This window comes from Actinomycetospora soli, from assembly GCF_021026295.1.
Lineage (GTDB): Bacteria > Actinomycetota > Actinomycetes > Mycobacteriales > Pseudonocardiaceae > Actinomycetospora > Actinomycetospora soli.
The window spans coordinates 105,544-118,008 of sequence record NZ_JAJNDA010000003.1 but is presented as its reverse complement, the minus strand read 5'-3'; the positions used below and the strand labels follow the sequence as shown (position 1 = coordinate 118,008).

The following is a 12,465-nucleotide window of genomic DNA, read 5'->3' as shown; positions in this document are numbered from 1 at the left end:
TGGTCCGCGGATACGGCGTCGTCGGTGGCTCCGATACCTCCCATGTGACCCTCACGTTGGAGCGCCGCGTCGACACGCTGCTGCGCGAGATTGACGCCGGTCGACGGCCCGCCGCCGATGAGGTGAGTGCGGTGTGCGACGAGATCGCCGCCATCCCGCGCAGCACGACGACGATGCCGGTGTGGAAGCGGCGCGAGCTCGACGAGGCTCGTCGCGAGCTCCAGCGGAGTTGGCCAACGCCTGCGAGTTCGGTCGTCAGAGCCTCAATATCGCCGACTCCGCTTAGTCTCGAAGCTCAACGGATGCGGGCGAGGGCAGCTCGATTCACGGCGGGCGTGACTCGTGGGTTGCCTGTCCCGCAGCGCGCGATCGCCGACCTCGTCACGCAGTTCGCCGAACGGCGCAGCGCGCTCGACACCGGACACCGCGTGTTGAACGACGCCGCTGTGCGTGAGCTGATCCTCGCCCTCGTCCGCAGGGGTTACGCAGCGCCCGAGTAGCCGAAATCGTCCAGCCGGGCCCGTGCCACCTTCCGCTCCGAATCCGTGAAGAGGGCTGCGAACCGGGGGTCGAGCACGAGAGCCTCCGCGGTGAGGTCGAGGCGCTGGTGTTCCCAGAGCTTCACGAACCCGTCGCTGACGGCCGGTGCCGAGAGCAGCCGCTGAGTGGCCCCGAGCGCTCCGTGCTGGGAGATCATCACCCGGAAGTAGCGGGGGTTGTACCTCAGCTCCTTCGTGCACCGGTCGATCACGGCCTGCACAGCGCGCCCGAACTCGCCCTCGACCGGCGGCTCCGCTTCGGGCTCCGGCTCTTGATCGTGGGCCGCCTCGACCGCGGTCTCGGACTCCGTGCTCGCGTGCACCGTCCCCTCGTCGGTGCGGTCGCCCCCGGCCACCTCGCCACGCCGTCGGGCGTGCGCGAGCAGCGCGTCGACCGAGGTGAAGACCTCGCAGCCGAGCTCGGAGAGCCGGGCGAGATCGGCCTCCTCAGGGTCCAACTCGAGCACGACGGGGTTACCGAGTCCCGCCTGCAACCCGTCCGCCCAGAAGGCCTCCGCGACGGCCAGGGTGCGTCCAGTGTCCGGGTCGGGGATCTCGCAGTCGACGGCCGGCGTCGCGAACCCGAGCTCGGCGAACTCGGCGAGGAGCGCCCTGATCTGCGACGCCCGCGGGCCTTTCTCGTCCTCTTCGACGGGGCCCAACACGTACAGGGGAGGTGAGGGCCAGGCCGCCGTGCCGGCCGCGAGCTCACCGAGGAATCCGTCGGCTGCTTCGGCGAGGAGCTGACGTCGGGCGGCCAGGAACTCGCGGTAGCGGTCGACCCGCCACAGGGTGCGGTCCTCCGGGATCCATTGGGCCCGCAGGCCCTCGATCGAACACTCCGGAAGGTGGTCCTCGGGGAGGCGGGTCCCGAGCCGACGTCCGGAGTCCTGCGTGACGAACGCGAAGTTGGCGATCGCGTTGATCTCACCGGTGCTGTAGCGGGCCTTCCGCAGCTCGGCGCGCGGGAAGATCTCTTGGACGTGGAGGGACGTCGTCCGACCTGCGAACGGCGCCCCGTCGACCAGGTCGAGGCCGGAGACACTGCGCGTCAGGAGGTAGAGCAGGGGATAGGACCGTGCGCCGCGTCCGACGCCTTCGAAGTCCTCGGCGCGCACGGCGAGCGATCCCTTGTGGAGCTTGCGCAAGGAGTCGAGGAGGCCGTCGACGCCCTCCCGGTCCGCGATCTGGAGATCCTTGTTCAGGTTCGTCTCCGTCGGGCCGGTGAACCGCCCACGGATCGCGGCCTGCACGTACCACGCCATCGCCTTGTTCGCCTCGACGCCGTCCAGGAAGCGTCCGTCGTCGCGCCGACTCAGGACCCGGGCGAGAACCGGGAAGGCGTAGCGGCCGAAGAGCACGCGGTCGTGGTCGATGCCGAGGCGTTCGACCGCGACGCCCAGCAGGTGGTCGACGTGCTCGCGGGTGCCCTTGAGGGCGTGTTCGAACTGCTCGGCCGAGACGTCTTCAAGGTTGGAGAACTGCGAGCGACCAACTGCGACCGCTGTTACCGTTCGCAAGAGCCAATCGAGGTTGAAGACGTAGTCGCGCTTGCGCCACTCGTCGAGGTAGTGCCGCATCCAGGGCCGGGCCTGGTCCCATTCCGAGCAGATACGGGCGAGCGCGAGGTCGCCCTTCGAGAGCTTCGTCCCGCCCGAGTTGACGCGGTTGAAGATGTCGACGACCACGTCGATCGTCTTGTCCGGACCGGTGATCTGCTCGATGTGGAAGTCGCGGTTCAGGACGTTGTGCAGCCGGGCGACTCGCGCCATATAGTCCGACAGTTGCTGCGGGTCGGTGGTCACGCCCATGAGGCGGCCGATGGCTGGCGCCGTGCCCTCCAAGAAAAGATTCGTGACGTCGAGCCAGCGGGCGTCGTTCTTCATCTTCATCGGCGCGTAGAAGGCGAAGTCCTCGGTCTCCACGTTGAAGTACAGACCGGTGAAGGCGCTCGCATCACCGTCGAAGAAGCCGGGCGCGCGGCCGCGGATGACGCCGTACAGCGTCGTCACACGCTGCTGGCCATCGAGCAGTAGGTGGCGCTGTCCGCCGGCCTGCGCCAACACTCCGCCCCCGCGGGTCTGATCGGCGCTGACCTCGGTCTCCCACACGAGCAGCGCGCCTACCGGGAACTCCCGGTACACCGACTTCATCAATCCGCGCACCTGGTCCCGGTTCCAGACGTACCCGCGCTGGAACTCCGGCAGGAGCATCACCCCGGCGTCGACCTGGTCCAGCACCGTCGACAGCTTCGTCACGCCGTACCCCCTCGGTGGATCTCGCTCGCGATGCTGCCCGATCACCCCCCGGCGGTCCGTCGCGGGGTCACTCCTTCGAGTGACGGCTCTTCGGGTGCTCCGGGCCTTCGGGAACGTCACCGAACGCTCGCCGCACCCCCTTGACCACCGTCCACCCGACGGCGGCGTTCCCGGCCGCGCCGATGCCCGCGCCGATGCCGAAGGGCGCGGTCCGACCGAGCACGAGGATCCCCTGCTTCTGGCCGTACTTCGTGATGAATCGTCCGCCAAGCACGCGGTTGACCTGGTTGATCTTCGTCATGGGGATCGCGTCGACCAGGAGCCGACCCCAGTGCTTGCCGGTCCGCCCTGCCGCCTTCGAGACGAACGTCGAGCCGCCGTCGCCGAGAAGTAGAGAGAGGAGCAGGGTTCGCCGCCGTTCGATGTCGACGATCTGGACGCCGTGTACCTCCGCGTAGGACAGCGCGAAGAGCGCTGCCGCCTCGAGTGAAGTGACGGTCTCGCCCGCGCTCATGGCGAGGGACGCAGCGGTTCCCACGCCGGGCGCCGCGGCCGCGGCGCCCACAGCCGCGCCCGACCCCGTGACTGCCGCGAGGTACTGGCGCTCGAGTCTCTTGCAGATCTCACGTGTGGACTCGTCGGGGTGGCGCTCCCTGAGCTTGCGGACGTGAGCTGCTACGAGCGGTTGCTGGAGATCGATCGCGCGGTCGAGCAGCCGGAGCGCTCGTCCGTTCTGCTGCTCGTCGTCCGGAGTTGACTCGTCGTCCGGAGTTGAGTCGTCGCGTACATCGTCGTCCGTCACTGTGCGTCCCCCTCGTTCAGTGGCGTGCTCGATCATGCCGAACCGATTGGCAGGCTCCGTGAGGGCCCCTGAGACGGACAGCATCGACGGGAGGGTGCTTTCCGGACAGAGCCGCTGCGTCGATCGAAGATCCCAATGCATCCACCCTAGACAGCGTGGACCTGATGGCATCGCCGTCGGAGGGCGGCTGATGGGTCGCGCCGGACGAGGCTCCAGAATCAGGCGGGTGACCGAAGTCTTCCCATTCGGCCGGCCCGCGACCGTCCGCCCACCGCGTCCGGCTGCGGCAGGCTCAGCGCGAGTGTTCGTCCTCGGCGTCTATCCGAGCGCGCTCCACGTCCGCTGGGCCCGTCCCGACGGGAAGGTGCACGTCCAGTCTCTCGCCGTCGACGACGAGCCTGAGGTGTTCTGGGACGGGGCCGACGCCGCAGATCGTGTCGAGTGGTGGAAGGAGCAGGTCGGCTGGCAGCGCTCGTGGGGCTCCGCCACCTCGTCGGGCAACGGGACCTCGGGGCGCGGTGTCCAGCGCGACGTCCTGGACCCGCTCGGCATCCCGCCGGAGCAGGCGTACTTCACGGACTGCTATCGCCGTTACCTGGTCAAGCACGGAACAGGGTCGCAAGGTGCCGCTATGGAGCGCGCCTACACGCCGTTCGCGGCGGCCAGGGGTCTACCGCCTGCGGCGCTGCCGGAGCGGCCCAGTGACAGCGCATTGGTGCGGATGGCGATCGCCGAGGACGCCGGCGACATCGTGGCCCAACTCGAGGAGTCGGGAGCCGACCTCGTCGTGACGTTGGGCCAGCCTGCCGCGGACGTTCTGGCAGCGGTGACCGGCGCTGCGCGCCCCGTCCTGCGTCGGGACATGAGCTACGGACTCGAACGTCGCGTCCGCGCGCGAGGCCGAGCGGCGCGGTGGCTGCCGCTGAAGCACCCCGGGCAGCGTGCGCCGGCGTGGGAGCAGCACCACCAGAACTGGGTGGAGTCACGTCGCGGCGGGAGCACGTAGGCAGGGTCCGATTCGGCGATGACGATTCCGTTGCAGACCTTGCGTGCTCGGATAGTACGTGCTCGGATTGAGGCAGGAGGTGGTCGACCCATGGACCAGAACCTGTTCAACGACATCTGCCTGCAGCAGCTGCGGCTCTCCGGGGTGCACGAGGGCGAGACGGTGGCGGTGCTGACCCGCGGCGCCGAGCGCGGGGAGTACGCCGATGCGTTCCTGTGGGCTGCGCAGCAGCTCGGGGCGGCGACCTTCCACCTGCGCCTCCCGCCCCCGGCGAGCGCGTCCGGAGCCTGGGCGGTGGGCGACTCGGGACTGGGGAACATCCCGCTGGCGGTCGAGGCCCTGAAGTCGGTCGACATGCTCGTCGACTGCACGTTCCTGCTCTTCTCCCCGGAGCAGTTCGCGATCCAGGACGCCGGCACGCGCATCCTCACCGCCGTCGAGCCGCCCGAGCTGCTCGCGCGCCTGATGCCGACCACCGAGCTGCGTGAACGGGTCGAGTACGGCGCCGACCTGCTGGCGAAGGCGCAGTCGATGCGCATCACCAGCCCCGCGGGCACCGACGTCACCTACCGCCTCGGTGTCTATCCGACGATGAGCGAGTACGGCTACACCGACACCCCCGGCCGCTGGGACCACTGGCCGGCCGCGTTCGTCTTCACCGGCGGCGCCGACGACGGCGTCGACGGGCAGATCGTGCTCTCCCCGGGCGACGTGCTGCTGCCGTTCAACACTTACGTGCAGACGCCGGTGACCCTGACGATCGAGCAGGGGTTCATCCGCGACATCCGTGGGGGCCTCGACGCCGAACTGCTGTCGAGCTACATCCGGAGCTTCGACGACCCCCGCGGCTACGGCATGAGCCACGTCGGCTGGGGCCTCGACGAGCGCGCCCACTGGCACGGGCTCACCCAGTTCCCCGGCGGGATGGGCATGGAGCTGCGCAGCTTCTACGGCAACGTCATGTTCTCGATCGGCCCGAACAACGAGCTCGGTGGCCCCAACGACACGCCGTGCCACTTCGACATCCCGATGCGCGGCAACTCGCTCTACCTGGACGACGAGCTCGTCGTCGACCAGGGGGAGCTGACCATCCCCGAGATGAAGCCGGTGGCGACGCGATGACCGACCATCACGTCGGGATGATCGTCCCGAGCTCCAACCTCACGATGGAGACCGAGCTCCCGCGCATGCTGGCCGCACGGGAGCAGGTGCTTCCCGACGACAGGTTCGTCTTCCACGCCGCCCGCGCGCGCATGCAGCACGTGACGCCCGAGCAGCTCGTGGCCATGAACGCACAGGCGACCCGAGCGGCGACCGAGCTCGCCGACGCGCGCCCCGACGTCGTCGCCACCGCCTGCCTCGTGGCGATCATGGCGCAGGGACCGGGCTACCACTGCACCGCCGAGGACGACATCACCGCCGCCCTGCGCGCGGAGGGTTCGCAGGCGCCGGTCGTCTCGTCCGCGGGGGCGCTGCTGTCCGGGATCGCCGCGCTCGGGGCGAAGCGGGTGGCGATCGTGACGCCGTACATGAAGCCGCTGACGCAGGCCGTCGCCGACTACATCGTCGACGCCGGGATCGACGTCGTCGACTCCCTGTCGCTCGAGGTCCCCGACAACCTCGCGGTCGCCCGGCTCGACCCCGCCGACCTGCGGGAGCACTACAAGAAGCTCGACCTCACCGGTGCCGACGCCCTCGTGCTCTCGGCCTGCGTGCAGATGCCGTCCCTGCCGGCCATCGAGGCCGTGCAGGACGAGGTCGGCATCCCGGTCCTCTCGGCGGCCACCGCGACGACGTTCCGGATCCTGTCCTCGCTGGGCCTCGAGACCCGGGTGCCGGGCGCCGGCGCGCTGCTCTCCGGGGCCGTCGCCGACCCCGGAGACGTCGCCCGCGCCGCGTAGGTCAGAGCAGGGACTGCAGGGCCCCGCGCGTCGCGGCGAGCGCGGCCGCGGGGTCGTCCCAGAACACCATGTGCCCCGTGCCCGGGACCTCGACGACGGACGCCTGCGGATTGGTCTCCGCCGCCTCCTTCGCGCCGGCGGCGGTCACCACCGGGCTGTCACCGCCGTGGATCAGCACGGTCGGGGCGGGCACCGCGGGCCAGGTGGCGAAGAAGTCCTCGGACTCGAAGCCCGCGTGCGTCGCGATGACGGCGTCGCGCGAGATCGAGCTCATCCACCGGGCCCGCAGCTCCTGCTCGCGGCGGGGCCACCGCGGCCACGACCGCGCGACCTCGTCGGCGTCGGTGCCGCGGCGGGCCTGGTCGAGCTGGCCCAGGAACGCCTCGAGCGTCGTCGGGTAGGGGCCGCGGCCCGGCCCGCTCATCGGCGGGTCGACGAGCACCGACCCGCGCAGGGCCAGACGGGTGGCGGCCATGGCGGCGATCCGGGCGCCCATCGAGTGACCGAGCACGAGCGGGCGCTCGAGGCCGAGCCCGTCGATCACGGCGGCGACGTCCGCCGCGTAGGTGTCGAGGTCGTAGGCGTCGCCGGAGTCGGAGAGCCCGCGGCCGCGGACGTCGAGCACCAGCGGACGCACCAGGTCGGTGAGTTCGCGGGCGACGAAGTCCATCGCGATCGCCGGGCTCGTGATGCCCGGGACGATCACCAGCGGGACCCCGTCGTCGGGACCGTGATCGAGCACGTGCAGGCGCACGTCCCCGGACCGGACCCAGCGGCTCACGGCCGCGGTGTCGGCGAGGTCGGCCAGCGCGGGCTGGGTCAGGACGCGCTGCGAGGTGGGTTCGGTCACCGGTCGGCCTTCCGGAAGGGGTCGTCGAGATAGGTCACGGCGTCGTCGAGGGTGACGACGTCGGCGTACTTCGCCTGCAGGTCGAACAGGGCGGCGTCGTGCGGTCCCCGCGCGCGGTCGCCGCAGGCCTCGGCGACGACGAGCGTGTCGAACCCGGACTGCACGGCGTCGACGGCGGTCGCGCGCACGCAGCCGGACGTCGTCGCGCCGCAGACGACGGCGGTGTCGACGCGCAGGCTCGTCAGTAGCGTCGCCAGCGACGAGCCGTGGAACGCCGAGGCCCCCTTCTTGACGACGACGGGGTCGGTCGGCCGGGCGTCGAGGCGCGGGTCGAGGTCGACCGCCGCGCTGCCGTCGCGCAACGCGCGCATCCCCGGCGCCTTGCGCAGCCAGGCGACCGCGTCGCCGTCGGCCTCGGCGGGGGAGAAGCTGATGACGGTCCAGACGACCGGGACCCCGCCCGCGCGGGCGGCGGCGACCAGCCGCGACGTCGCCGCGACCTGGGCGGTCAGGTCCGATCCCGACGGGAACGCGGGCTCGGTGAAGCCGCGCGTGAGGTCGACGACGACCAGCGCGGGCCGGGGACCGCGGGGGACCGGGGCGCCGAACCCGGCGCGGTCGTAGACGGCGTCGGTCTCCTCGCCGTGCAGGGGCTCAGCGGTCACGGCGCAGCTCCTCGATGAGCATCCGCTGGCCGCGCAGTCGCCCGAGCAGGTAGCCCTGGACGACGCCGACCACGGCGGCGCCGGCGAGCGCGGCCCATCGCCCGGCGTTCGGCGGCAGCAGCATGGCGAGCCCGTCGAGGGACTCGCCCGACGACGACGAGGCGGCGGGCTGCGGTGTTGCACGCTCCGGGGTGGCCGCGACGCCGTCGGCCAGCTCACCGGCGAGGTTGCGGGCGAACTGGTCGAGCAGGCGGCTCGAGACCGTCGTGATCGCGCCCTTCCCGAACTGCGCGATCTTGCCCCGGATCAGCAGGTCGGTGTGCAGGTCGAGGGTCGAGCCGCCGTCGGCCTCGGCCACCGAGAGCACGACGTCGGCCTCCGCGTCGCCCGCGCCGTGCGCGTCGCTGGCCCGCGCCGACAGGCGCAGCGTGCGCCGGTCGGGCACGACCTCGGTGAACCGCAGCGTCCCCGCGTAGGCGGCGCTGATCGGGCCGACCTTGACCTTCACGCGCCCGCGGTAGGCCTCGCCGTCGCGGCCCTCGAGCGTGGCGCCGGGCAGGCAGCCCGCGACCCGCTCGACGTCGTTGAGCAGGGCGAAGACGTCGTCCGGCGGGGCCGGCACGGCGAGGTGGTTGTCCAGGATCACGCGGTGGTCTCCCGTCGGGACGTCGCCGTCGCGTGCACCGCGTCGACGATGGTCTGGTAGCCGGTGCAGCGGCACAGGTTCGCCGAGAGCGCCTCGCGGATCTCCTCGCGCTCGGCATCGGGCGACTCGGCGAGCACCCCCTCGGCCAGCATGAGGAACCCGGGCGTGCAGAACCCGCACTGCAGGGCGTGGTGCTCGGAGAACGACTGCTGCAGGTCCGAGAGCCGGACCCCGTCGTCCAGCGACTCCACCGTGCGCACGTCGGCGCCCTCGGCCTGCACGGCGAACATCAGGCAGGCGCGCACCGGGGCGTCGTCGACGAGCACCGTGCACGCCCCGCACACCCCGTGCTCGCAGCCGACGTGGGTGCCGGTCAGGCGCAGGTCGTGGCGCAGGACGTCGGCGAGCGTCCGGCGCGGCTCGACGAGGACCTCCTCCTCGGTGCCGTTCACCGTCAGCGACAGCAGATGCGGATCGTTCACAGCCCGCCCTCCAGAGCACTCAGCACGGTCCGGGGATGGATCGGGGTGACGTCGAGCTCGACGCCGGTGTGGCGCAGCGCGTCGTTGACGGCGTTGAGCACCGCGGCGGGGGCACCGATCGTGCCGCCCTCACCGGCGCCCTTCGCCCCGTTCTCGGTGAACGCGCACGGCGTCTCGAGGTGCGAGATCGACACGTCGGGGATCTCGGTCACGGTGGGCACGAGGTAGTCGATGAACGACGCCGCCGACGGCTCGCCGTGCTCGTCGTAGGTGACCTCCTCGAACAGGGCCCCGGCGATGCCCTGCGCGATCCCGCCGCGGCACTGCCCGTCGACGACCTGCGGGTGGATCACCACCCCGCAGTCCTCGACGCAGACGTAGCGCAGGATGCGGATCGCCCCGGTGCCCCGGTCCGCCTCGACGACCACGGCGTGCGTGGCGTTCGAGAACGTCCCGTCGCCGGGGACGTCGAAGCTCGCCGTTGCGGTGAGGGCCGGTTCGACGTCCTTGGGCAGCAGGTGGCTCCGCAGGTAGGCGACGTCGGCGATCTCCTCGTAGGTCAGGCGCCGCGTCGGGTCGTCGAGCTGGACCACCCCGCCGTCGCCATCCATGGCGACGTTCTCCGGCCGGGTCTCGAGCAGGTGTGCGGCGACCCGGCAGAGCAGCTCGCCGAGCCGCTCCGAGGCCAGCGCGACCGCCGAGCCGCCGATCGTGACCGACCGGGATGCGAACGTCCCCCAGCCGTAGGCGATCCGCTCGGTGTCGCCCTGGCGCAGCTTGACCCGGTCGACGTCGATGCTCAGGCGGTCGGCCACGATCTGCGCGAACGTCGTCTCGTGGGACTGGCCGTGGTTCATCGTGCCGCTGGTGACGACGACCGCGCCGGTGGTGTCCATCCGGATCTCGGAGAGGTCGAACCCGGGGACGACGGTCATCTTCCGCTTCGCGAACGCCTCGGACCCGTAGCCGGTGCGCTCGGAGAAGCAGCAGAAGCCGATGCCGATCGCGCGGTCGTCGGACGCGCGGACGTCGTACCAGCCCTCCTCCCGGATCGTCGCCTCCGCGAGGTCGAGGGACTCGCGGTAGGTGCCCGGGTCGTACGTGACGGCGTTGACGCCGGTGTACGGGAACTCGGTGATGACGTTGCGTCGGCGCACCTCGACCGGGTCGAGGTCCAGCGCCCGTGCGGCCTTCTCCATGACCCGCTCGATCGCCATCACGTACTGCGGGCGGCTCACCCCGCGGTACGGAGCGGTCGGTGCCTTGTTGCTGGTCAGCGCCCGGCCGCGCACGCGGTAGGCGGGGACGCGGTAGACGCTCGGCATCTCCGCGGACGCCATCAGCGGCTCGATGCCCGCGGTGAAGGGGTAGCAGGAGTAGGCGCCCATGTCGCAGACGACGTCGACGTCGAGCGCGGTGATGTGCCCGTCGGCGTCGAAGGCGGCACGCGTGCGGTAGGTCTGCTCGCGGGCCAGGAACCCCGCGGTCAGCGCCTCGCGACGGTCCTCGATCCACTTCACGGGACGGTGCAGCCGCCGCGCGACGGCCGCCACGGCGACCTCCTCGCGGCCCACCACGCACTTCTGGCCGAAGCCGCCGCCCATGTCCGGCACGGTGACGCGGACGGTGCGCTCGGGGACGTCGAGGCAGCGCGCGACGAGCGTGCGGACCTGGTGGGGGACCTGGGTGCACGTCTGGACGAGCAGCTGGTCGTCGCGCGCGTCCCACGACGCGACGACGCCCCGCGTCTCGAGCGGGAGCGCGTTCTGCCGGCCGCTGCGCGTGGTCACCTCGACGGTCACGTGAGCATGGGAGAAGGCCTCGTCGACGCCCGGGGTGTCGAACATCGACACGTCGAGCAGGACGTTGTCCGGCGCCTCGTCGTGGACCCGGGTGCTCGCGCGCAGCGCGGTCGCCTCGTCGACGATCGCGTCGAGGACCTCGTGCTCGACCACGGCGGCCTCGATGCCGTCCTCGACGGCGTAGGGGTCGCGCGCGATGACGATCGCCAGCGGCTCGCCGACGAACCGGACCTTGTCCTTGGCGAGGATCGGCATCGCCGTCGGCGTGAACTCCTCGGCGGGCCGGTCGAGCAGGGCGACGATGTCGCCGAGCGCCAGGTCCGCGGCGTCGTAGGCGGCGACGACGCCCGCGACCGCGCGGGTGGCGGACAGGTCGATCCCCGTCACGCGCGCGTGCGCGACGGTCGCGCGGACGAAGCCCGCGTGCAGCATCCCGGTCAGGGCGATGTCGTCGACGAAGCGGCCGCGCCCGGTGAGCAGGCGGGGGTCCTCGTGGCGCGGGATCGAGGCGCCGACCCAGCGGCCCCGTCGTCCCTCGAACCGTGGCTCGGCGGTGCGGACCTCGAGCCCGGGCACGTCGGTGGCGGTCATCGGAGGCCCCCCGCTGCGTCGCGGCACGCGTCCGCGACCAACGTGCGCGTCAGCCGTCGTCGGTACGCGGCGGTGGTGGCGGCGTCGTCCGGAGGGTCGACCGCAGCAGCCGCAGCATCGGCGACGGCGGCCCAGAGCGCGTCGCCGGCCACGCCACCGGAAGCGAGCACCGCCTCCGCCTCGGGCACCCGCACGGGAGCGGGTGCGACGCCGCCCAGGACGACCCGCCCGCCGGTCACGGACCCGCCGTCGAGGTCGAGGGCGACCGCGGCGTCGACGATCGCGAAGTCGCCGTGGCGACGGGCGAACTCGGTCAGCGCGGCGTGCGGGGCGGGACGGGTGAAGCGGACCTCGACCACGACCTCGTCGTGATCGACGGCCGTGGCGTAGAAGCCGTGGAAGAGCTCGCCGGCGGGGATCTCGCGGCGCCCGGACGGGCCCTCGGCGACGACGACGGCGTCGAGCAGCAGCGCGAGCAGGCACCACTCGGCGGTCGCGTCGCCGTGCACGAGGCTCCCGGCCACCGTCCCGCGGCTGCGGATGGGCAGGTGCCCGACCCAGCGCATGGCGCGGGCGAGGACGGCGAAACCGTCGGGCAGCGCAGCGGTCTCGACGGCGTGGTGGGTGACGAGGGCACCGAGGGTGAGGTGGTCGCCCTCGGCGCGGATCGTCGTCATCGACGGCATCCGGCGCAGCGGGCCGAGGTCGACGAGCGCGGAGGGGCGGGCGAGGCGGAAGGTCATCATCGGCATGAGGCTCTGTCCGCCCGCGATGACCTTGGGGTCGCCGCCCGCCGCGGCGAGGTCGGAGAGCAGGCCGACGGCGTCGGCGACGTCGTGCGCGCGGTGGTAGGTGAACGCGGCGGGCTTCACGTCGCGGGCCTCCTGTCCTGGTGCGTCGTGGGAGTCGGCGAAGGGCACCCG

12 protein-coding genes are annotated in these 12,465 nt (G+C 71.9%); 4 read left to right on the top strand and 8 right to left on the bottom strand.

The window, feature by feature from the left end:
• Positions 1-44 precede the first annotated feature (44 nt).
• Positions 45-500 (top strand): hypothetical protein, encoded by a 456-nt coding sequence (locus LN037_RS05485; RefSeq protein ID WP_230750607.1) that lies wholly within the window; start codon positions 45-47, stop codon positions 498-500.
• Here LN037_RS05485 and LN037_RS05480 read toward each other — a convergent pair.
• On the bottom strand, positions 482-2,797 hold the full coding sequence (locus tag LN037_RS05480; RefSeq protein WP_230750605.1) for a GmrSD restriction endonuclease domain-containing protein: 2,316 nt from the start codon (positions 2,795-2,797) through the stop codon (positions 482-484). The two genes, LN037_RS05485 and LN037_RS05480, sit on opposite strands and share 19 nt — an antisense overlap.
• A gap of 67 nt (positions 2,798-2,864) precedes the next feature.
• Positions 2,865-3,683: a hypothetical protein gene (locus tag LN037_RS05475; protein ID WP_230750603.1), complete on the bottom strand. Its 819-nt coding sequence runs from the start codon at positions 3,681-3,683 to the stop codon at positions 2,865-2,867.
• A 217-nt stretch (positions 3,684-3,900) separates the two neighbouring features.
• Here LN037_RS05475 and LN037_RS05470 point away from each other — a divergent pair, with 217 nt between their 5' ends.
• From LN037_RS05470 to LN037_RS05460, 3 genes are all read left to right on the top strand, one after another.
• Complete coding sequence (locus LN037_RS05470) at positions 3,901-4,605, top strand: hypothetical protein (protein ID WP_230750601.1); 705 nt, start codon at positions 3,901-3,903, stop codon at positions 4,603-4,605.
• A 90-nt stretch (positions 4,606-4,695) separates the two neighbouring features.
• Positions 4,696-5,727, top strand: coding sequence for a 2,5-dihydroxypyridine 5,6-dioxygenase NicX family protein (locus LN037_RS05465; RefSeq protein ID WP_230750599.1), 1,032 nt, complete (start codon positions 4,696-4,698; stop codon positions 5,725-5,727).
• Entirely contained in the window at positions 5,724-6,506 is a 783-nt protein-coding gene (locus LN037_RS05460; protein WP_305058214.1) for a maleate cis-trans isomerase family protein, read from the top strand. The genes LN037_RS05465 and LN037_RS05460 overlap by 4 nt, the downstream gene beginning before the upstream one ends.
• 1 nt (position 6,507) lies before the next feature.
• On the opposite strand, the gene LN037_RS05455 is transcribed toward LN037_RS05460, so the two are convergent.
• The 6 genes from LN037_RS05455 to LN037_RS05430 are packed head-to-tail and all read right to left on the bottom strand — an operon-like array spanning position 6,508 to position 12,414.
• The gene (locus LN037_RS05455) at positions 6,508-7,356 is read right to left on the bottom strand and encodes an alpha/beta fold hydrolase (protein WP_230750597.1); all 849 of its coding nucleotides are present in this window, start codon (positions 7,354-7,356) and stop codon (positions 6,508-6,510) included.
• On the bottom strand, positions 7,353-8,021 hold the full coding sequence (locus LN037_RS05450) for an isochorismatase family protein (RefSeq protein WP_230750595.1): 669 nt from the start codon (positions 8,019-8,021) through the stop codon (positions 7,353-7,355). The genes LN037_RS05455 and LN037_RS05450 overlap by 4 nt, the downstream gene beginning before the upstream one ends.
• On the bottom strand, positions 8,011-8,667 hold the full coding sequence (locus LN037_RS05445; protein WP_230750594.1) for an SRPBCC family protein: 657 nt from the start codon (positions 8,665-8,667) through the stop codon (positions 8,011-8,013). The genes LN037_RS05450 and LN037_RS05445 overlap by 11 nt, the downstream gene beginning before the upstream one ends.
• Positions 8,664-9,149, bottom strand: a complete 486-nt coding sequence (locus LN037_RS05440; RefSeq protein WP_230750592.1) for a (2Fe-2S)-binding protein — start codon at positions 9,147-9,149, stop codon at positions 8,664-8,666. The genes LN037_RS05445 and LN037_RS05440 overlap by 4 nt, the downstream gene beginning before the upstream one ends.
• Positions 9,146-11,542 carry a xanthine dehydrogenase family protein molybdopterin-binding subunit gene (locus LN037_RS05435; RefSeq protein ID WP_230750590.1) on the bottom strand — a complete coding sequence of 799 codons (2,397 nt, stop codon included), beginning with the start codon at positions 11,540-11,542 and terminating at the stop codon, positions 9,146-9,148. The genes LN037_RS05440 and LN037_RS05435 overlap by 4 nt, the downstream gene beginning before the upstream one ends.
• Positions 11,539-12,414, bottom strand: a complete 876-nt coding sequence (locus LN037_RS05430; protein WP_230750588.1) for an FAD binding domain-containing protein — start codon at positions 12,412-12,414, stop codon at positions 11,539-11,541. The genes LN037_RS05435 and LN037_RS05430 overlap by 4 nt, the downstream gene beginning before the upstream one ends.
• Between the last annotated feature and the right edge of the window lie 51 nt (positions 12,415-12,465).

Excerpts from the sequence above, each read along its gene's own strand:
- LN037_RS05475 (WP_230750603.1), bottom strand. The coding sequence starts at position 3,683 with ATGCTGTCCGTCTCAGGGGCCCTCACGGAGCCTGCCAATCGGTTCGGC.
- LN037_RS05465 (WP_230750599.1), top strand. The coding sequence starts at position 4,696 with ATGGACCAGAACCTGTTCAACGACATCTGCCTGCAGCAGCTGCGGCTC.
- LN037_RS05460 (WP_305058214.1), top strand. The coding sequence starts at position 5,724 with ATGACCGACCATCACGTCGGGATGATCGTCCCGAGCTCCAACCTCACG.
- LN037_RS05435 (WP_230750590.1), bottom strand. The coding sequence starts at position 11,542 with ATGACCGCCACCGACGTGCCCGGGCTCGAGGTCCGCACCGCCGAGCCA.